At 67.5% G+C, this 19386-nt stretch carries 22 protein-coding genes; 10 read left to right on the top strand and 12 right to left on the bottom strand.

What is annotated here, in order from left to right; genetic code table 11:
• Positions 1-4: 4 nt before the first annotated feature.
• Positions 5-457, top strand: coding sequence for a GNAT family N-acetyltransferase (locus ABD736_RS06015; protein ID WP_344790831.1), 453 nt, complete (start codon positions 5-7; stop codon positions 455-457).
• Positions 458-470: 13 nt separating this feature from the next.
• Here the strand turns inward: ABD736_RS06015 and fbaA are convergent, their stop codons facing one another.
• The 3 genes from fbaA to ABD736_RS06000 form a co-directional block, all read right to left on the bottom strand.
• Positions 471-1499 carry a class II fructose-bisphosphate aldolase gene (gene fbaA / locus ABD736_RS06010; protein ID WP_344790830.1) on the bottom strand — a complete coding sequence of 343 codons (1029 nt, stop codon included), beginning with the start codon at positions 1497-1499 and terminating at the stop codon, positions 471-473.
• A gap of 50 nt (positions 1500-1549) precedes the next feature.
• A complete protein-coding gene (locus ABD736_RS06005) occupies positions 1550-2812 on the bottom strand; it encodes a DNA recombination protein RmuC (RefSeq protein ID WP_344790829.1) in 1263 nt (420 codons plus the stop codon).
• A gap of 145 nt (positions 2813-2957) precedes the next feature.
• Positions 2958-3545, bottom strand: a complete 588-nt coding sequence (locus ABD736_RS06000; protein WP_344790828.1) for an exonuclease domain-containing protein — start codon at positions 3543-3545, stop codon at positions 2958-2960.
• 31 nt (positions 3546-3576) lie between these two features.
• On the opposite strand from ABD736_RS06000, the gene ABD736_RS05995 reads away from it, so the two are divergent.
• A complete protein-coding gene (locus tag ABD736_RS05995; protein ID WP_344790827.1) occupies positions 3577-4338 on the top strand; it encodes a class I SAM-dependent methyltransferase in 762 nt (253 codons plus the stop codon).
• Here the strand turns inward: ABD736_RS05995 and ABD736_RS05990 are convergent.
• Positions 4307-5329, bottom strand: a complete 1023-nt coding sequence (locus ABD736_RS05990; protein WP_344790826.1) for a DMT family transporter — start codon at positions 5327-5329, stop codon at positions 4307-4309. The two genes, ABD736_RS05995 and ABD736_RS05990, sit on opposite strands and share 32 nt — an antisense overlap.
• A 60-nt stretch (positions 5330-5389) precedes the next feature.
• On the opposite strand from ABD736_RS05990, the gene ychF reads away from it, so the two are divergent.
• The 3 genes from ychF (at position 5390) to ABD736_RS05975 (ending at position 7237) form a co-directional block, all read left to right on the top strand.
• Complete coding sequence (gene ychF, locus ABD736_RS05985; RefSeq protein ID WP_344790825.1) at positions 5390-6466, top strand: redox-regulated ATPase YchF; 1077 nt, start codon at positions 5390-5392, stop codon at positions 6464-6466.
• Positions 6467-6615: 149 nt separating this feature from the next.
• Positions 6616-6858 (top strand): DUF433 domain-containing protein, encoded by a 243-nt coding sequence (locus ABD736_RS05980; protein WP_344790824.1) that lies wholly within the window; start codon positions 6616-6618, stop codon positions 6856-6858.
• Positions 6859-6877: 19 nt separating this feature from the next.
• The gene (locus tag ABD736_RS05975; protein WP_344790823.1) at positions 6878-7237 is read left to right on the top strand and encodes a DUF5615 family PIN-like protein; all 360 of its coding nucleotides are present in this window, start codon (positions 6878-6880) and stop codon (positions 7235-7237) included.
• A gap of 4 nt (positions 7238-7241) precedes the next feature.
• Here the strand turns inward: ABD736_RS05975 and ABD736_RS05970 are convergent, their stop codons facing one another.
• The 4 genes from ABD736_RS05970 to ABD736_RS05955 form a co-directional block, all read right to left on the bottom strand.
• Positions 7242-8345, bottom strand: a complete 1104-nt coding sequence (locus ABD736_RS05970; RefSeq protein ID WP_344790822.1) for a tyrosine-type recombinase/integrase — start codon at positions 8343-8345, stop codon at positions 7242-7244.
• A 484-nt stretch (positions 8346-8829) separates the two neighbouring features.
• On the bottom strand, positions 8830-9723 hold the full coding sequence (locus ABD736_RS05965) for an arginase family protein (protein WP_344790821.1): 894 nt from the start codon (positions 9721-9723) through the stop codon (positions 8830-8832).
• A 466-nt stretch (positions 9724-10189) separates the two neighbouring features.
• Positions 10190-10834 carry a dihydrofolate reductase family protein gene (locus ABD736_RS05960; RefSeq protein WP_344790820.1) on the bottom strand — a complete coding sequence of 215 codons (645 nt, stop codon included), beginning with the start codon at positions 10832-10834 and terminating at the stop codon, positions 10190-10192.
• Positions 10835-10863: 29 nt separating this feature from the next.
• Positions 10864-11205, bottom strand: a complete 342-nt coding sequence (locus ABD736_RS05955; RefSeq protein ID WP_344790819.1) for a YciI family protein — start codon at positions 11203-11205, stop codon at positions 10864-10866.
• A gap of 94 nt (positions 11206-11299) precedes the next feature.
• Here ABD736_RS05955 and ABD736_RS05950 point away from each other — a divergent pair, with 94 nt between their 5' ends.
• From ABD736_RS05950 to ABD736_RS05930, 5 genes are all read left to right on the top strand, one after another.
• The gene (locus ABD736_RS05950; RefSeq protein ID WP_344790818.1) at positions 11300-11923 is read left to right on the top strand and encodes a GNAT family N-acetyltransferase; all 624 of its coding nucleotides are present in this window, start codon (positions 11300-11302) and stop codon (positions 11921-11923) included.
• Between the two features lie 39 nt (positions 11924-11962).
• On the top strand, positions 11963-12253 hold the full coding sequence (locus tag ABD736_RS05945; RefSeq protein ID WP_344790817.1) for a DUF1905 domain-containing protein: 291 nt from the start codon (positions 11963-11965) through the stop codon (positions 12251-12253).
• Positions 12250-12903 carry a CHAD domain-containing protein gene (locus ABD736_RS05940; RefSeq protein WP_344790816.1) on the top strand — a complete coding sequence of 218 codons (654 nt, stop codon included), beginning with the start codon at positions 12250-12252 and terminating at the stop codon, positions 12901-12903. Before ABD736_RS05945 ends, ABD736_RS05940 begins: the two co-directional genes overlap by 4 nt.
• Before the next feature lie 81 nt (positions 12904-12984).
• The gene (locus ABD736_RS05935; RefSeq protein ID WP_344792218.1) at positions 12985-13386 is read left to right on the top strand and encodes a DUF929 family protein; all 402 of its coding nucleotides are present in this window, start codon (positions 12985-12987) and stop codon (positions 13384-13386) included.
• Between the two features lie 68 nt (positions 13387-13454).
• Positions 13455-14198 (top strand): class I SAM-dependent methyltransferase, encoded by a 744-nt coding sequence (locus tag ABD736_RS05930; RefSeq protein WP_344790815.1) that lies wholly within the window; start codon positions 13455-13457, stop codon positions 14196-14198.
• Here ABD736_RS05930 and ABD736_RS05925 read toward each other — a convergent pair.
• The 4 genes from ABD736_RS05925 to mmsA all read right to left on the bottom strand — a co-directional run bounded on the left by ABD736_RS05925 (position 14192) and on the right by mmsA (position 19230).
• Positions 14192-15073, bottom strand: a complete 882-nt coding sequence (locus tag ABD736_RS05925; protein WP_344790814.1) for a MerR family transcriptional regulator — start codon at positions 15071-15073, stop codon at positions 14192-14194. The genes ABD736_RS05930 and ABD736_RS05925 overlap by 7 nt on opposite strands.
• A gap of 144 nt (positions 15074-15217) precedes the next feature.
• On the bottom strand, positions 15218-16336 hold the full coding sequence (locus tag ABD736_RS05920) for a substrate-binding domain-containing protein (RefSeq protein ID WP_344790813.1): 1119 nt from the start codon (positions 16334-16336) through the stop codon (positions 15218-15220).
• A gap of 71 nt (positions 16337-16407) precedes the next feature.
• Complete coding sequence (mmsB, locus tag ABD736_RS05915) at positions 16408-17712, bottom strand: multiple monosaccharide ABC transporter permease (protein ID WP_344790812.1); 1305 nt, start codon at positions 17710-17712, stop codon at positions 16408-16410.
• Positions 17713-19230, bottom strand: coding sequence for a multiple monosaccharide ABC transporter ATP-binding protein (gene mmsA, locus ABD736_RS05910; protein ID WP_344792217.1), 1518 nt, complete (start codon positions 19228-19230; stop codon positions 17713-17715). It lies immediately after the preceding gene.
• Positions 19231-19386: the final 156 nt, after the last annotated feature.

The following is a 19386-nucleotide window of genomic DNA, read 5'->3' as shown; positions in this document are numbered from 1 at the left end:
CCGCATGCCCGACATCACCATCGAGGAAGTGACCGAGTTCAGCGACGAGCTGGCCGAGACCATCGAGAGGCTGCTGCCCGCGCTGTCGTCGACCGCGGTCTACAACGTCGAGGTCGTCAAGGCGATCGTGGCCAGTGACGCGACGCACCTGTACCTGGCGCGGCTCGACGGCAGGATCGTCGGTGCGGCATCCCTCGTCGTGTATCCGATCCCCACCGGCATCCGCGCCCACATCGACGACGTCGTCGTCGACGAGTCGGCGCGCGGTCACGGGCTGTCGCGACTGCTGCTCAATCACCTCATCGACGAGGCGAACGCGCGCTTCCACGTGCGCACGATCGACCTGACTTCGCGGCCCGACCGCGAGGCGGCGAACCACCTCTACCAGACGAGCGGCTTCGTGCAGCGGAACACGAACGTGTACCGCTGGCAATCGAAGCCGCCCGCCGAGCAGTAAGGCGCGCTGAGCGCTACTGGTGGGCCTTGCCGGCCGAGCCGAGCTGCTGAGTGGCTTCGACCACGCGCTTGGCCATGTCGGCCTCGGCGACCTTGCCCCAGGCGCGCGGGTCGTACTTCTTCTTGTCGCCGACCTCGCCGTCGATCTTCAGCACGCCGTCGTAGTTCGAGAGCATGTAGCCGGCGATCGAGCGCGTGAACGCGTACTGGGTGTCGGTGTCGATGTTCATCTTGATGACACCGTTGCTGACGGCCTCGGCGATCTCCTCCGCGGACGAGCCGGAGCCGCCGTGGAAGACGAGGTCGAGCGGCTTCGGGCCGTGGCCGAACTTCTCGGCGATGCCCGCCTGGATCTCGCCCAGCAGCTCGGGGCGCAGCTTCACGTTTCCGGGCTTGTAGACGCCGTGCACGTTGCCGAAGGTGAGGGCGGCGATGTAGCGGCCGTTCTCGCCGAGGCCGAGCGCCTCGACGGCCTTCGTCACGTCGCCGACCGTCGTGTACAGGGCTTCGTTGGTGCCCTCGTGCTTGACGCCGTCTTCCTCGCCGCCGACGACGCCGATCTCGACCTCGAGGATTGCGTTGATCGCCTTGGTGCGCTTCAGCATGTCCTGGGCGATGGAGATGTTCTCGTCGAGCGGCACCGCCGAGCCGTCCCACATGTGCGACTGGAAGATCGGCTCGCCGCCGGCCTTGACCTGCTCTTCGCTGGCCGCGAGCAGCGGCAGCAGGAAGTCGTCGAGCGCGGGCTTCGGGCAGTGGTCGGTGTGCAGCGCGACGGTGATGCCGTAGGACTTCGCGACCTCGGTCGCGAACCGCGCCATCGCCAGTGCGCCGGTCGCGCGCGCCTTGACGGACTGGCCCGCGAAGTAGTCGGCGCCACCGGTCGTGACCTGCAGGATGCCGTCGGACTCGGCGTCGGCCAGACCCTTCAGAACCGCGTTGATGGTCTGCGAGGACGACACGTTGAAGGCCGGGTAGGCGAAGCCGCCTGCCTTCGCCTTGTCGAGCATCTCGGCGTACTGGTCGGGGGTTGCGACGGGCATCGTGTCTCCTCTGGCAAGCGGGCCTGTTTGCTGGTCAGTCTAGGGCCGCGTCAGTCGCGCTCAGACAGAAGCTCTGCGTGAACGAGAACGGATGCCTGCGCGTCAGCGGCCTCGAGCTCGGCGACGAGCTCCGGCGCCGCGAGCTCGCGCACGGGTTCTTCCAGAGGCTCGGGCGCGGCGATGAACTCGTCTTCGTTCAGCGCCCCGATCTTGCGCGCGGTCGGCAGCACCTGCCGCTCGAGGCTGCCGACGAAGCCGTTGTAGTTGTTCACCGTGCTCTTGATCGCCCGACCGAGCTTCTCGACGTGCTCTGCGGTCTTGGACAGGCGCGTGTAGAGCTCGCGGCTCAGGTCGAACAGCGTCTTCGCCTCGTGGGTCAGCACGTCTTGCTGCCAGCTGAAAGCGACGGTCTTGAGCACCGACCACAGCGTGACAGGCGACGCGAGCGCGACGCGCTTCGCGAAGGCGAACTCGAGCAGCGCGGGGTCGGTCTCGAGCGCGGACGAGATCAGGGACTCGCTCGGAATGAACGCGATCGTCATCTCGGGGGCGTTGTCGAGCCCGCTCCAGTAACCCTTCGTGCCGAGTGCCGTGATGTGCTCGCGCACGGCTTTCACGTGGTCTTTGAGCAGCTCGGCCCGGCGCGCGCCCTCCGCGCCGGCGGCCGTCGCGGGAATGGCGCTCGCCTCGAGATAGGCGTTGAAGGGCACCTTCGCGTCGACCGCGATGTTCTTGCCCCCCGGCAGGTGCACCACCATGTCGGGGCGCCTCGCCCCTGAGTCGGCCGTGATGTTCGCCTGCGTGTCGAAATCGACGCGCTCGAGCAGCCCGGCGGCCTCGACGACGCTGCGCAGCTGGGTCTCACCCCAGACGCCGCGCGTGCTGTTGGACCGCAGTGCGGATGCCAGCGACTCGGCGGTCGCCCGCAGCCGCTCTTCGGACTCGAGAGCCGATCGCAGCTGCTGCTCAAGTGCACCATGCTGCTCGGCGCGCTGCGTCTCGAGCGCCTCGACGCGGCTCTTCATCTCGCCGATGCTCTTGCTCACCGGTGCCAGCGCCTGCAGCACCTGATTCTGCTGCCGGTCGCGAGCCTCGCGCGCGGCTTGGTCGGCGCGCAGCTGCTCGGCCGTCTCGCGCTGGGCGGCGAGCTGCTCGCGCAGCGCCGAGACCGTCGCCTCGGCAGCGGCGAGTTCGACGCGCAGCTCGCCGGCCGCGTCGTCGGCGATCGGAGTTCGACGCAGGGCGAGCACGGCCAGCGCGCCGATGCCGGCGCCGACCATGAGGCCGATGATCAGGGGCAGCAGGAAGTCCATGCCGTCAGTCTTGCGAGCACCACCGACATCACGGTCGAGGCGCGGCGGCCTCCGTCGCCGTACGGCACGCTGCTGTGCCCGAACGGCGCAGTTGTGTCCGCCCTACCGGGCACATTCGCGCCGAACGGACGCAGTTGCCGAGGCGCTACGCGGCCGCGCGAGCCGGCGCGCCGAGGCGACCGACCTTGATCGCGCAGGCGCGCGCGAGGGCGATCAGGTCGTCGACGCCGTGACGGCGGGCGGCGTGCACCATGATGGCGGCGCAGGCTTCGGCATCCGCTGCGGCATTGTGGTGCTCGAAATCCTCGAAACCGGCGGCCATCGCCGCGGACGGCAGGCGGTAGGAATCCAGGTTGTAGGTCTTTCGCGCGACCTGCAGGCTGCAGACATACGCGGCGGGCGGAACGGCGAGCCCCGTCACCTCGCACGCCTTGCGGATCACGCCCATGTCGAAACCCGCGTTGTGAGCGACGAACGCGTCGTTCTCGGCGAACGCGACCAGATCGGGCAGCTGCTGCGCCCACGTCAGCGCACCGACGACATCGGAGGCGCGGATGCCGTGAATGCGCGTGTTCCACTCGAGGAACTCGTCGTGGCCGGCCGGCGGCTGGATGAGCCAGTACGCGCGATCGACCACCCGACCGCCGCGCACCTTCACGAGCCCGACGCTGCAGGCGGAGGCGCCAGAGGAGTTCGCCGTCTCGAAGTCGATCGCGGTGAAGTCCAGTGCCACGTGCCCCATGCTCGCACGCCAAGATGAGACCGTGGTCAGTGACACCCCCGAAGCCCGCCCCAGCAAAGAAGAACATGCGCGCAGCTTCGATGCCGCCGCTCGAATCTACGAGGAATCGCGCCCCGGGTATCCGGCCGAGGCCGTTGAGTGGCTCGTCCCGGCGAGCGCGCGCCGTGTGCTTGATGTCGGCGCGGGCACAGGGAAGTTCACGCGGCTGCTGCCGCGAGCAGGCCGCGACCTCGTCGCCGTCGATCCCAGCGCCCAGATGCTCGAGGTGCTGCGAGAGAAGGTTCCTCGCGTCGAGACTTTGCTGGGGAGCGCCGAGCGCCTGCCGCTTTCCGATGAGAGCGTCGACGCGGTCACCGTTGCCCAGGCCTGGCACTGGGTCGACACCGCTCAGGCCGTGCGCGAGGTCGCGCGCGTGCTGAAGCCGGGCGGAACCCTGGGCCTCATCTGGAACAGCCGCGACGAGCGGGTCGACTGGGTGCGCGAGTTCGGCGAGGCCATGGAATCCAACGACGCCTTCGTCGCCAAGACGGCAGAGGATCACGGGGTCGGCGCACCGTTCGAGCCGGGCGAGACGCTTGAGGTGACGTGGACTCAGCAGCTCGATCGTGCCGCGCTGCTGACCCTGGTGCGCTCGCGCAGCCACTTCCTCGTAAAGGACTCGGCAACACAGACGCGGGTGCTGTGTGCCGTCGAGGACGTGCTCGACAGTCATCCCGAGATCGAGAAGAACGGCAAGATCGCGTTGCCGTATGTCACGCAGGCGTTCCGCTATCGGCGGGGCTGATGCCCGCCATCGGGGTCACGGATGCCTCGGCCTCGCGTCGAGGCAGCGTGACCCGCACCGCGAGCAGCACGCCCGCGGTCGAGACGACGAGGCCCGCGACTTCCCACCAGTTCGGCAGCGTCAGCGTGACGAGGTGCACCATGATGACGCCGGCGATCGTGCCGCCGACGATGAGCTGAGCCGCCAGCGACACCGGAAGGGCGATCGACGCGACGTTCCAGAGGATCGTCGCGACCCACGACAAGAGGATGCCGATCGCGACGCTCACGGCGATGAGCCACACCCAGTCGACCGCGGACATGGCGGGCTGCTCCCGGTGCTGCGCGGCGGCCGCCGGAATCAGCAGGAGAGCGAGGGGCAGGCATCCGATACCCACTGCTGCCGCCCAATCATGGGACGAGACATGCGGATGCCGCTCGAGGAATGTCGCATTCGCCTCTGCATACCAGGCCCAGCCGAGCATGCCGAGGAGAGACAGCGCGACGCCGAGAGCATACGGCGCCGGCCGCGCGATGTGATGCCCGACGAACGACTCGCCCGACAGCAGCAGGATGCCCACGATCGTGAGCGCGATCGGCGCAATGAGGCGGCGCATGGGCACCTCGCGGCGCTTGAGATTGCCCCAGATGGCGAGTGCGACGGGCAGCACTCCGTAGACGATGTCGGAGGTCGCGCCGTCGGCCAGCCGCACCGAGAGCAGCACCAGCACGAACTGCCCGACGTTGCCGATCGCCGCGAAGACCAGGGCCGTGAACCACTCGCGCGGGCCGAGCGATCGCAGCGCGCGCCCGGCGCGGGGGAGAAGCGCGAGGGCGATCAGTCCGAACACCGTGTAGCGCCCGACGGCCAGCGCGATCGGCGGCACGGCAGGCGGCGTGATCAGCCCGACGAAGAACGCGGTGGCCCAGATGACGTTCGCGCCGATGCCGGCGGTGAGCCCGGCGCCGAGGCCGGGGCGGCCGCCCAGCCTGAGCGAACGTGAGGATGCCACGAGGATCAGCGTAGGCAGGGCGACCGGCACGGAGGCATCCGCAACGTAAAATCGCTACACGTGGCTCTCACTATCGGAATCGTCGGTCTCCCGAACGTCGGCAAGTCGACCCTCTTCAACGCGCTGACCAAGAACGACGTGCTCGCGGCAAACTATCCGTTCGCGACGATCGAGCCGAACGTGGGCGTCGTCAATTTGCCCGACCCGCGGCTGCAGAAGCTCGCGGAGCTCTTCCACTCCGAGCGCATCGTGCCGGCGACCGTGTCGTTCGTCGACATCGCCGGCATCGTGAAGGGCGCCTCGGAGGGCGAGGGGCTCGGCAACCAGTTCCTCGCGAACATTCGCGAAGCCGACGCCATCGCGCAGGTCGTGCGCGGCTTCACCGACGACGACGTCGTGCACGTGGCCGGCGCCGTCGACCCGCGCGGCGACCTCGACACGATCAACACCGAGCTGATCCTCGCCGACCTGCAGACCCTCGAGAAGGCGCAGCCGCGCATTGAGAAAGAGGTGCGCGGGAAGAAGACCGACCCTGCCGTGCTCGTGGCGGTCAACGACGCCATCGCCGCGCTGTCGGAGGGCAAGGTGCTCTCGCACGCGCCCGGCATCGACCTCGCCGCACTGCGCGAGTTCGGGCTGCTCACCGCGAAGCCGGTGATCTACGTCTTCAACGTGGACGAGAGCGTGCTGACGGATGCCTCGCGCAAGGCTGCCCTGGAAGAGCTGGTCGCCCCGGCCAAGGCCGTCTTCCTCGATGCCAAGATCGAGTCGGAGCTGATCGACCTTCCTGCCGACGAGGCGCTCGAGCTACTGCAGTCGACCGGCCAGGAGGAGTCGGGCCTCGACCAGCTCGCTCGCGTCGGCTTCGACACCCTCGGCCTGCAGACGTATCTGACTGCCGGCCCGAAGGAGGCCCGCGCATGGACGATCCGCAAGGGCGCGAAGGCGCCGCAGGCGGCCGGGGTGATCCACACCGACTTCGAGAAGGGCTTCATCAAGGCCGAGGTGATCTCGTTCGAGGACCTGGTCGAGCTCGGGTCGGTGGCTGAGGCGCGTGCGCACGGCAAGGCGCGCCTCGAGGGCAAGGACTACGTGATGGCCGACGGCGACGTGGTCGAGTTCCGCTTCAACGTGTAGCGCGGGTGCATTAGGCCCGGAAAACCGCGGAATTACGGGGAAGTTGGCCGAGTCAGTCCGCAGCTAGTCCGCAAAAAGTCCGCAGAAGTCCGGATGCCGGTAGCTGTGGAACCTCTCGATTCAGGCGGTGATCGTGCGAAACTGAGGACATGACCGCCACCGCCAGCCGCCTCGACCGGATCGCCGTCGATCCGGAGGTCGTGCACGGCAAGCCGCGCATCCGCGGCACGCGCGTCACGGTGCAGGTCATCCTCGAACTCCTCGCCGCCGGCGAGACCATCGACGAGCTGCTCTCCGAGTACGACGAGCTCACGCGCGACGATGTGCTCGCAGCGCTCGAGTACGCAGCCTCAGTCGCCGGCGGCACGAAGGTGCTGTCGTTCGTCGCCTGACGGCGCGGCCCTGCCGGTGATGAAGTTCATCGTCGATGCGCAGCTGCCGCGCATCCTTCAAGTGCGCTTGAACGACCTCGGTCACGATGCGATTCATGTCAAAGACCTGCCACGTTCCGGCGACACATCGGATTCAGAGATCACTGCGTTGGCCGACGCGGAGGATCGCGTCGTCGTCACAAAGGACAGCGACTTCCGCCACGCTCACGAAACCGGTGGGCACCCCGAGCGGCTGCTGTATGTCACCCTCGGGAACCTGCGCAACCGAGATCTCCTCGCCCACGTCTCGGCCCACCACGCGGCGATCATCGCGGCGTTCGACGAGGCGGACTTCATCGAACTGGGCGCGCGCGGACTGACCCTGCATCCGCGCCGCTGAGACCTCAGCTCGAGCGGCTCTCGCCTTTCGTCACGGACGCGAGCGCACTCGTGACGAGCGCGCCGGCCGCGGCGCGCGTGCGGTCCTCGGCGGTCGGCCAGAGGTGGCTGTAGGTGTTGAGGGTTGTCGTGGCGCGCGCGTGCCCGAGCGCGCGCTGAACGGTGACGACGTCGCACCCGGAAGCGATCAGCCCGGACGCGTAGAAGTGCCGCAGATCGTGCAGACGCAGCCCATCGATTCCCGCCGCCTTGAGGGTGGTGCGCCACCAGTGGCCGACGGTGTTCTGATGCGGTGGCTGGCCGTTCTGGCCCATGAAGAGCCACCGGCTGGCGCCGAAGGTGCCGAATTCGGCGAAGTGCTCGCTGAGCAGCGTCAGCAGCTCGTCCGCGGCATAGACGTCGCGTTCGGATCCGTACTTCGGTGCAGAGATCGCGACCGCGCCAGGAGCGTTGCGCTGAACCTGCCGACGAACGTGGATCGTGCGGCGCAGGAAGTCGATATCGCCGAGCTGGACTCCGGCCGCTTCGCCGAGGCGCAGGCCCGCGAACGCACACAGCGCGATGAACGGCCGGAAGTGCCAGCCAGCGGCCCCGAGGAGCGCCCCCACCTCGTCGGGAGTCGGCACGCGCATCGACGCTTCGGAACGCCGCAGGCGGGGGAGCGGCACGCCCGCCGACGGGTCGTCGGGGATCCGGCGGTCGCGCACGGCCGCCCGGATCACGCTGCGCACGTTGTTGACCCGCGTCTTGATGGTCCCCGGCGCGAGCCCGCGCGTCGACATCTCTTTCACCCACGCTTCGACGTGCGAGCGGCTGAGGCGACGCAGCTCGATGTCTTTGAAGCTGCAGCTGCGCATGGCGAGGTTCATCGCGACGGTGGTGCCGGACGCCCACACCTGGCGCTGTGACCAGTCGGCGTAGTACTGCGCGAGCGTGATCGTGCCCGCTTTCGGGTCCACATATCGGCCCGTGACAACGGAGGTCGTGATCTCGTCGAGCCAGCGTTGAGCTTCGCGCTTCGTGGCGAAGTGCCGCGAGTGCTCCTTGTGCGCGTCGTCGCGGTAGCGAGCTCTCCAGGAGCCGTCAGGGCGTTGCTTGATGCTCGCCATCCTTCGCTCCTTCCGTTGACGTGGACCCGCCAATCCCCGGCCCATTCACCGCCCCGCGAGCGACCCTAGATCCGGCTGCTGACATTGCGGTGATCCCTCTCACCAGCACGTTGCACATCGATTCGTCTTTTGGCGCGCATCCGTCAGAAATGTCGTGTTCGGGGACGTAACCCGGTTGTCACGGCATCCCTTGCGCCCCGGGCAATTCTTCGGTTCACCGGAAATGGTGCCTGCGTGCATCCGCACTTTGCTTATCCCATTCAATGACGTAGCTCGCCGACTTCTCGACCATCTCGCCCTACGCCCCATCATGTTGCGTGTCATGGTCCGGCGTCTTCATTTCGATGTCGCAGTTGAGGTACGTACCTCTGCGGGCACCTTCACCGGGCGGGGTGAACGGGCAGTGGTACAAACTACGGCGATGCAGGAGCTGCCTGCGGCGTCGCTCCGCACGCAGAGTGACCGGCTTGCGCGCGTGCGGCGCTCAGTTGCTGAATGCGAATGTGAGCGCGTCGACGAGCCGCGGGAGTGCCGTCGGGTCGGCGTCGGCGTGCGCCGGGTTCAGCTGGCCCACGGAGAGGCCGAGGCAGTGCGGGGCCTGCGCCAACTCGCGCAGCGCGATACCCAACTGCTCGAGTGTCGGGCCACTGTTGGCGCCGTTGGTGTCCTCAGCCAGCGGAGCGTCGAGGAAGTCCAGCACGTCGACATCGACGTGCGCGACGAAGGGGCCGGCGGGAAGTAGGCCCAGCGCCCGTTGAGCGGCGGCTGCCGGATCGGCGACCAGCTCGGACTGCGGCACGAGCGGAACCGCCAGGACCTCTCGCTGTCGCCGCTCCCACTCAGTCGACTGCCCCTCGCTCACCCCGAGGTAGACCAGCTCCTCAGGTATCAGCAGCGGATCCGGGCCGAACGCTTCGGCCAGCTCCGTGGCAGCGCCCTCGATGCGGAGTGCGTGGGCCATGCCCATCCAGCTCAGCGACCCTTGTTCGGTGCTGGCGGGGGTGTTCAGATCAAGATGCCGGTCGATGTAGACGAGCCGGGGACGTCCGCTGTGTCGCGCGACCGCGGCGCTCAGCCCAAGCGCCACGAGGCAGCTGCCGCCGAGGACGAGGAGACGCCCCCCGTATTCAAGAAGCTCGGATGCCGCATCCGCCAGCTCTCGTGCGGCATCGACCTCGTCGGGCAGGTTCTGCGCACGCGGGTGGGCGTGATCCGGCTTCCACCGCCGCATGATGAGATCGCCCGCGTCGTTCAGCTCGTGGCCGGCACCGGCCAGAGCGTCGAGCAGACCGGCCTCACGTACTGCGGTGGGCCCGTCCTCAACTCCAACGCAATAGGCGCCGGCGCTGTCCGGAACGCCCAGCACTGTGACCTTCACTAGCAGCTCCTCACGGCATCGTCACGACCAGAATCACACGAGCGGTTGGTGCTTCGGGAGGTCTCAGCGGAGCCGCACGGCGGCGACAAGCTCGGCCGGTATGGCTGTGCCTGAGACAAGCGGCAGCTGACTCCTGCCCGCTGATCGATCATTTCACGCGCACCGGAAACGCTCCTCGACGCAGCCTGGCGCAGGCCGATCCAGTCCGCAAAAAGTCCGCAATCGTACGTGATCGTAAGTGACCCTATGTGATCTAGGCGCAGGCAAAAGGCCAGGTCAAGTCATCTAAACAGGGCTTACCTGATCCTGCGTGATCACTCGTCTAAGTTCCGCTTCAACGTGTAGCGCGAAGCATCCGTGTCGATATGCGGATTTGGGTCGATAAAACGGATGCCTGCGCCGATTCGTTCTGCATAGCGACTCATTTCCGCTCAGCGGACCGGGGGAGTGCTGTCGTTGCAGCCGCCTACCGCCGGAAGGTCACGTGGATGACGCCGCTCTCGGCCGTCTCTGATGTCACCGAGTAGCCGGATTCCAGTCCGCGGAGGTCCTGCCACAGGCTGCCGCCGCGGCCGAGCAGGATCGGCACGATTCCCACGTGCAGTTGATCGACGAGGCCCGCCTTCAGGAAATCCCGCACCACTGAGACGCCGCCGCCGATGCGGACGTCCTGATCGCCTGCGGCCTCCAGCGCGCGATCGAGCGCCTCGCGCGGCGTCGCAGACAGGAAGTGGAAGGTGGTGCCGACCAGTTCGATCGACGGGCGCGGCGCGCGGTGGGTCAGCACGAAGACGGGCGCGTGGAACGGAGGCTCGTCGCCCCACCAGCCCTGCCAGCCCGGGTCGTCGGGGTTGTCGTGGAAGCCGAACATGCCGGCGCCCATGATCTCGGCGCCGATGCCCTCGAAGTACGCCTTCCCGTATCTGTCATCGACGCCGGTCGTGCCCTCGCCAGACGTGTCGTGCATGACGCGCTCGCGGAACGTCTTCGTCGAGACATACGCCTTGGTCAGCCGAGCCCAATCCTCACCGAACGGGTTCTCGGGGGTCTGGTCGGTCGTCGTCGCGAAGCCGTCGAGCGAGATGTTGAGGTCAACGCGAACTGCCACCATGCCTCCAGAGTCGGGTCGAGCCGCAACGCTCAGACCAGGGGATCGTATTGGAACTCGCGGAGCTCTTGTGAGCACCGGCACGCGGCTGCGGTCTTCGTCGCCCACCGTTCGGCCTCGGCGCGCGTCGGCGCCTCGATCACGGTGAAGCCGCCGTCGAGCTGTGCGGTCTCGGGGTAGGTGCCCTCAGTGACCGAGCCGTCGGCCGCGACCAGCACTGCGGGCACGCCCTCGTTCACGCCGCCGCCGAAGACGTACACGCCGGCCTCTTTCATCTCGCGAATGACCGCATGCGCGGCATCCGCCACCGCAGGCAACTCGCCCGGCGAGACCTTCATCGCCGAGCTGGGAAACGAGATCAGGTACTTCGTCATGGCCGCTCCTCCTGCGGCGAGCGAAGCACCGCACGGCGGCGGCGTCAACAGACGCATGCACGCCCCGGTCGGCCCCGCTCGCTAGGGTGCCAACATGACCCAGGGCACGAGCCGCGCCCCGCACTGGGAGCGCTCAGAGCAGGCATCCGAATACGGCAAGCGCGCGCTGACGGGCGAGCTTGTCCGCCTGCGCGCGGCCGAAGAGGACGACCTCGTCACCATCGCCGATTGGTACCGTGACCCCGAGTACACGGTGCTGCAGAGCACGACCTACCAGATCACCTCGCGCGCCGAGACCGTTGAGCACATGCGCAAGTGGTTCGACAACACCACAGCGCAGGGCGGCGGCAACTTCGTGGTCGAGGCGCTCGACACTGGTCAGGTTGTCGGTGCGGTCAACATCTGGGGCGGTTCGCTGCCGCTGCGCACGGGCACGCTCGCGATCCAGATCGGCGGAGATTTCGTCGGCAAGGGCTACGGCACCGACGCCCTGCGCGTCGCGGTCGACTTCTCGTTCCGCGAACTCGGTCTGAACCGGCTGCAGCTGAACGTCGCGGCGTTCAATCCGCGCGCCATCCGCGCGTATGAGAAGGCCGGATTCGTGATCGAGGGGCGCCGCCGACAGGCGACGTTCCATGACGGTTGCTTCCACGACGACCTGATCATGGCGATCCTCTTCGACGACTGGGCGGCACGGGCCGCCGAGCGCACCGCCTGAGCCCTCGGCGCATGTCCGCCGATGGCCTAGATTCGCCACATGGAACTCCGCTTCCGTGGCGAGATGATCTACTGGCGCGGGCCTGCGCCATTCACTTTCGTGCGCATCCCGCAGGCCGAGAGCGATGACATCGCCGAGATCGCGTCGATGGTGACGTACGGCTGGGGCGCGATCCCCGTCAATGCGCGCATCGGGCAGACGGATTTCTACACCGCTCTCTTCCCGAAAGACGGCGCCTACCTGCTGCCGGTGCGCGTTGCCATCCGGCGCGCGGAGGGAGTCGACGTCGGCGACGAGGTCGAGGTCGAGCTGTCGGTGGGCGCATCGTGAACGAGAGCGAGGCCCTCGACGACTGGCTGCGCGACACGATCGCGACGCTCGTCGGTCTCGGCACCGCCGTGCGCCGCGACGACGCGGATTCCGTGCACCAGGCCCGCACGACGACGCGCCGCCTGCGCGCGGTGCTGAAGCTGGCACCGGGGGATGCCGCGGCCGAGCTGCGTCACGAGCTGAAGCGCTACGGCCAGTTGCTCGGCACCGCGCGCGATCTCGAGGTGCGAGCAGACCTGGCGACCCACCTGCTTGGTGAGCTGGGTGATCAGAGCGAGACGGATGCCGCGCACGAGCGCCTCATCGCAGGGCCGCGCGCCGCCTACCGCGACGCCCATGCGGTCGTCGTCGACTACCTCGACGGGCCCGGCTACCGCCGCCTGCTCGAGCTGCTCGATGCCGTGACCGACGACGCCGACGGCCTCGACGTGCTCGCCGTCGAGCATGAGATCCGCAAGCACGCGCGGTCTGTGCGCTACCTCGCCGAAGCGCTCGGCGACGACGAGACCGCGGCAGAAGGCGCCCGGCTGCAGGACGCGTTCGGCGACCGCCGCGACCTCGAGCTGCTCGCCCGCTCGCTCGACGGCGAGACCGACGAGTCGCTCGTGCGGGTGCGCGAAGCGGCGCGGAAGCGGGCTGAGGGCGCGTAGCGCGTAGGGTGGCGACACACAGCAGGGGCGCGCGTCGCCGGCCCGGCATACTGATCCCGCGGCCCGACCCCTCCGAACCCGCTGGTCCCTGGAGATCATCGTCGGCGTCGTCGTCCTCGTCGTGGCGGCAGCGGTCGTGTTCGCCACGATGGGCACGATGCGCTCACGAGCGACGAGCAGAAGGTGTTCGCGAAGTATGACGCGCCGCCGTACACGCAGACGTCCGGCTCGATTCCGTTCATCGATTTCGGCGGGGGCTGGGCGATCGCCGGCGCCCAGTACGGGCCGGACACCCTCAAGGGGAAGACGCAGGCGCAGATCGCTGTGGCCCTCAGCGAGCCGAATTCACCGATCGCGCAGGCGGTCATCGGTTCCGCGAACGTGCTGACCGTGGCGCTGTGCGAGCAGACGGGCGGCACGCCGGCGGCGGTCTGTCAGTCGAAGGGTGTGCAGACCGCGGTGCGTGCGATGGGCGGCAGCTAAGTCGCCCGCTGCGCCTTGAGCCGGCCGCCACGTGGCCGCATCGCGCAGTTTTCGATAACGTCGAAGTCGTGCCCGATGACATAGACGGCTATGACAGATCCCGCCTTGCTGCACTGTACGACCCGCTGGACCCCGACCGCTCAGACCTCGACGTCTACGTCGACATCGTCAGCGAGCTGGGCGCCCGGCGCCTGATCGACTTGGGCTGCGGCACAGGCACCTTCGCCCTGATGCTGGCCGGCCGAGGCATCCGCGTCACCGCTGTCGACCCCGACGAGGACGCCGTGACGGTCGCCCGCTACAAAGAGGGCGCGGACGCGGTCGAGTGGATCGTCGGCGACGCCTCAGACCTGCCGCCGATGTCGGCCAACGTGGTCACGATGACGGCGAACGTCGCGCAGCATTTCCTGACGGATGCCGAGTGGGATGCTGCGCTCGCCTCCATTCGTGATGCCCTGCTGCCCGGCGGCTACCTGGTCTTCGAATCGCGCAGGCCGGAGGCCCGCGCCTGGGACAACTGGACGCCGGAGCGCACCCGGGTCGAGGCCGACATCGACGACATCGGCCATGTGGAGTCGTGGCAGGAAGTGCTCGACGTGACGGGCCACGACGTGACCTTCCGCACCTCGAACGCCTTCGACGACGGCACCGTCATCGAGGTCGACACCACCCTGCGGTTCCGCACCGAGCAGGAGCTGCGCGTGTCGCTCGCCGCCGCCGGCTTCGAGACGCTCGAGGTGCGCGAGGCGCCGGACCGCCCCGGGCGCGAGTTCGTCTTCATCGCACGCTCGGTGGAGGAATCCGACTACTGAGTCGCTGCGCGCCGCACCGGCTGCACCAGGTCGGTGACCCACTCGCTCTGCGGTCGGTCGCCCGGTGTCCAGTACACCTCGCGGCAGACGCCGGCCAGTTCGTAGCCGTTCGCCTGAATCCAGTTCACCAGTGCCTCCCACGACTCGCCGATGCGGGTCATCTCGCCGCGGTGCACGGTGACGGCCGCCTGCTCGACGCCGGGAAGCTCGGTGACCTCGACGCCGTCGATCGCACCTGTGCCGTCCGGCACGACGAAGCCTGCGGTGACGAGTGCTCCGGAGCCGTCGCCGCCCTCATCGGCCGCATAGAGCGCGATCGCGGGGCCGTAGCCGTCGCGCCGCACCCCGGCGCGCTCGAGTGTTCCGGCGACGGTGGGGAAGATCGGGCCGATCACCGGACCGATGTTCTCATTGCCGAACCCGGGCGCCTGGCGCGTGATCGTCGCGACGCGCTGCGCGGGAATCGCGCGCACCTCGACGCTGATGGTCTCTGCAGTAGCCATGATGTTCTCTCCTCTCAATTGGCGCAGTCGTGCATCGAGCCGGGCGAGCGCGGCCGTGTCGGCCGCCACCCGTCGTGCGAGTTCGAGCCGAGCGGATGCCAGCATCCGCTCGGTCTCGCCCGCGTCCGCCGCCCCGCACATGACGCGAGTGATCTCGTCCAGCTTGAGGCCGAGGCCCTTCAGCTCGACGATGCGGCTGAGCTCGGTCAGCTGCGCCGCCGCGTAGGAGCGGTAGCCGGTGAACGGGTCCACGCGCGCGGGCCGCAGCAAGCCGATCTCGTCGTAGTGCCGCAGCATGCGTACGGTCACCCGGCCGATCGATGCGAATTCTCCGATGCTGTACATGTCGAGATTGAGCATGGCCCCTGACACGGTGTGAGGGTCAAGGGCGACACATTTCGGTGTTGGGGCCATGCGCTGTGGGACTTGCGGTGCACAGCTCGGGGGAAGCATCCGTCGGCGAAATGAAGCGGCCCCGGAGCGAGTGCTCCGGGGCCGCTTTCGAAGGGCGCAGATCTACTTGTTGTCGACCGCGAGCTTCTCGAGGGTCGCGTTGTTCTTGTACGCCTCGACCGCGTTGTCCTTGGTCACGAGGACCGGGTTGAGCTCGATCGCAGGCACGATGAACGAGCCGTTGTCGTTGTTCTTGTCGTTGTCGACGGTCTTCGGCTTCTCGCCCTTGCTCAGCTTGGTGACGAGGTCGATCGCAGCCTGGGCCTCAAGGTTGGTGTCCTTGTAGATCGTCGAGTACTGCGTGCCCTTCATGATCAGCGGGATCGAGTCGGTCTCCGAGTCCTGACCGGTCACGACCGGGTTGGGGAGGCCGGCCGACTTCGTCGCCTGCAGGATGGCGCGGGCGAGCGTGTCGTTGGGGGAGAGGACGCCATCGAGCTTGGTGCCCTTGGCGTAGTTGCCCGTGATCAGGTCGGTCATGCGCTTCTGCGCGTTCTGAGCCAGCCAGCCCTGGGTGACCACCTTCTGGAAGTCGGTCTGCCCCGAGACGACCTTCAGGGTTCCGTCGTCGATCTTCGGCTTGAGAACGCTCATGGCGCCGTCGAAGAAGACCTTCGCGTTGGCGTCGTCCGGCGAGCCGGCGAAGAGCTCGACGTTGTAGGGGCCAGAGCCCTTCTCCTTCTTGAGGCCGTCGAGCAGGGCCTGGGCCTGAAGCTCACCGACGTGGAAGTTGTTGAACGCGACGTAGTAGTCCACGTTCTTCGTTTTCAGGATGTTTCGGTCCCAGGCGATGACGATGGCGCCGTCCTTCTTCGCCGTGGCGACCTGGGTGCCCAGCTGCGAGCCGTCGGCCGCACCGATGATGACGACCTTGGCGCCCTTGGTCAGCATCGAGTTGATCTCGGCCTGCTGGCTCGGGACCTTGTTCGAGTCGTCCGCGTACTGGACGTCGGCCTTGAAGCCGGCCTTCTCGATCGAGTCCTTGAATGCCTGGCCGGCAAGCACCCAGTTCTGCGAGGTCTTGGCGGGCAGGGCGACGCCGATCAGCGAGCCCTTCGGGACAGACGAGGAGCTGCTGCTGTCGCCCGAGCCGCTCGTGGTGCGGCCGGTCGAGCAGCCGCTCAGCGTCAGCGCCGCTGCCGCCGCAACGGCGGCGATGCCGACGATGTACTTCTTCTGCATGTGATTGCCTTTTCTTCTCTTCTTCGAGCGTGGGCGACGGAGTGCGCCGCCCGGATTTCTACCTGCGCCGCTTAGGGCAGGGAGACTGTGGACTGGTCGTCGATCGACTTCGGCGGCGTCGCGGCGTCCGCAGGGGCATCCGCGCTGCCCTTGCCGCGACCTCCGGTCGCGCCGCGCAGCAGGCGGCCGGTCAGCGACGGGCGACCCTGGGTCTTGGAGTACACGTCGAAGGCGACGGCGAGCAGCAGCACGAGACCGCGGATGATCTGCTGCAGGTTCGACTCGGCACCGACCAGTTGGAGGCCGTTCTGCAGGAGCGCCATGACGAGCGCACCCACGATCGAGCCGGCCACCGTGCCGATGCCGCCGGAGACCGCTGCCCCACCGACGAAGACCGCCGCGATCGCATCGAGCTCCCAGCCGGTGCCGTCCGAGGGGCCGGAGGCCCCGGCGTAGCCGACGTAGACCATGCCGGCGATGGCCGCGAGGAGTGACATGTTCGCCATGACGAAGAAGTTGACCTTGCGGATGTTGACGCCGGAGAGGGCTGCCGCGTTGGCGTTGCCGCCGACCGCGTAGACCTGGCGGCCGAAGATCGTGTTCCGCGTCAGGAAGCCGTAGAGGATGGTGAGAATGCCGGCGATGATCGCGACGACCGGAACACTGGTGCCGGCCGCGCCGGCGCCGAACAGGTAGGTGCCGAACAGGGTGACGGCGACGAGGATGCCGGTGCGGACGACGCTCACCCACAGTGGAACGAGCTCGGCGCCCATCTTGCGGCGCTTGGCGCGGCCCCTGGCCTCGGTCCAGATGAGGGCCGCGATCGTGATCAGGCCGAGCAGCAGGGTGCCGTTGCTGTAGCCGGTGTTCGGCCCGAAGTCGGGAATGAAGCCGCCGCCGATCACCTGGTAGGAGCTGGGCACGCTGACGGAGGTCGAGTTGCCGATCCACTGGTTCGCACCGCGGAAGATCAGCTGGCCGGCGAGCGTCACGATGAACGCCGGAACGCGCACGTAGGCGACCCAGAAGCCCTGCCACGCGCCGACGAGGGCGCCGACGACGAGGCCGAGGATGATTGCCTCCCACCACGACCAGTGCCACTGGCTCATGGCCTGCGCGACGATGATGCCGACGAACGCGGCGACCGACCCGACCGACAGGTCGATGTGACCGGCGATGATCACCATGACCATGCCGAGCGCCAGGATCAGGATGTAGGAGTACTGCTGGAAGACGTTGATCACGTTCGTCGGGTTGAGCGTGAGTCCGTGGGTCCAGGCCTCGAAGATGATGACGATCGCGATGAGCGCGATGATCATGCCGTACTGGCCCGCGCTGGAGCCGCGGCCGCCGAAGAGCTGACGGAGGGGGTTCATCTAGATCAGTGCATCCTTCTTGACGCTGGTCATGCTGCGCATGAGGGTTTCGGGGGTCGCCTCGGCGACCGGGAATTCATCGGTGATGGCGCCCTCGAAGATCGTGTAGATCCGGTCGGAGAGGCCGAGGAGCTCCGGCAGCTCCGAGGAGATGAGGATCACGCCCTTGCCCTGATCGGCGAGCTGCTGGATGATCCGGTAGATCTCGAACTTCGCGCCGACGTCAATGCCGCGCGTGGGCTCGTCGAGGATCAGCAGGTCGGGGTCGGTGAACATCCACTTCGAGAGCACGACCTTCTGCTGGTTGCCGCCCGAGAGCTTCGAGACGCCCTCTTCGACGGTCGGCACCTTGGTGCGCAGCATCTTGCGGTAGCGCTCGGCGATGTCGTACTCCTTCAGGGAGTCGACCACGCCGCCTTTGGAGATCTTCGGGAGATCGGCTGAGACGGTCGACCGCTTTACGGAGTCGAGCAGGTTGAGGCCGAGCGCCTTGCGGTCCTCGCTGACGTAGCCGAGGCCTGCCTCGATCGCCTGCCGAACCGTGTTGATCTTGATCTCGCGCCCGTCCTTGAAGACCTGGCCCCCGAGCCACGTGCCGTAGCTGTGGCCGAAGAGGCTCATCGCGAGTTCGGTGCGGCCGGCGCCCATCAGACCGGCGAAGCCGACTATCTCGCCGCGGCGGACGGTGAAGCTCTCGTTCTTGCAGACGAGGCGGGACGAGTCGAGGGGATGCTGGACCGTCCAGTTCCTCACCTCGAAGAACACGTCACCGATATGCGGCGTGCGATCCGGGAACCGGCTCTCCAGGGAGCGGCCCACCATGCCGCGGATGATGCGGTCCTCATCGACGCCGGTGTGCACGTCGAGCGTCTCGATCGTGCGGCCGTCGCGGATGATCGTGATGTCGTCGGCGACCTGCTCGATCTCGTTGAGCTTGTGGCTGATCATGATCGACGTGACGCCGCGCTCCTTGAGGCCGACGATCAAGCTCAGTAGGTGCTGCGAGTCCGTCTCGTTGAGCGCAGCAGTCGGCTCGTCGAGGATGAGCAGCTTGACGTTCTTGTGCAGCGCCTTGGCGATCTCGACCAGCTGCTGCTTGCCGACGCCGAGGTTCTTGATCTGCGTGTCAGGGTCTTCGTCGAGGCCGACGCGGGCGAGCAGCTCGCGGGCGCGGATCTGCGCCTGCGTCCAGTCGATGACGCCGTGCCTGCCCAGCTCGCTGCCGAGGAAGAGGTTCTCGGTGATCGACAGCTCGGGGATGAGCGCCAGCTCCTGGTGGATGATGACGATGCCGGCTTCCTCGGACTGCTTGATGTTCGAGAACTGCACGACCTCGCCCTGGTAGACGATGTCGCCGCTGTAGGTGCCATACGGGTAGACGCCCGAGAGCACCTTCATCAGCGTGGACTTGCCAGCGCCGTTCTCGCCGCAGATCGCGTGGATCTCGCCGGCCTTGACGGTCATGCTGACCTCAGAGAGCGCTTTGACGCCCGGGAATTCCTTGGTGATGGAGCGCATCTCCAAGATCGTGTGATTGCTCACGTGTTCTCTTCACTCCTCGTCGGTGCTTCCGAGACGGGGAGCACTGAGACTCCGTCGTCAGGGAATGACGGCCCCATGTGAACGGTCACACGGGGCCGGAGCAGATCATAAGCCGAACGGTCTGTGAGTTGT

It is taken from the genome of Gryllotalpicola daejeonensis (genome assembly GCF_039538145.1).
Classification (GTDB): domain Bacteria; phylum Actinomycetota; class Actinomycetes; order Actinomycetales; family Microbacteriaceae; genus Gryllotalpicola; species Gryllotalpicola daejeonensis.
This window is presented reverse-complemented; position numbering and strand designations above follow the sequence as displayed.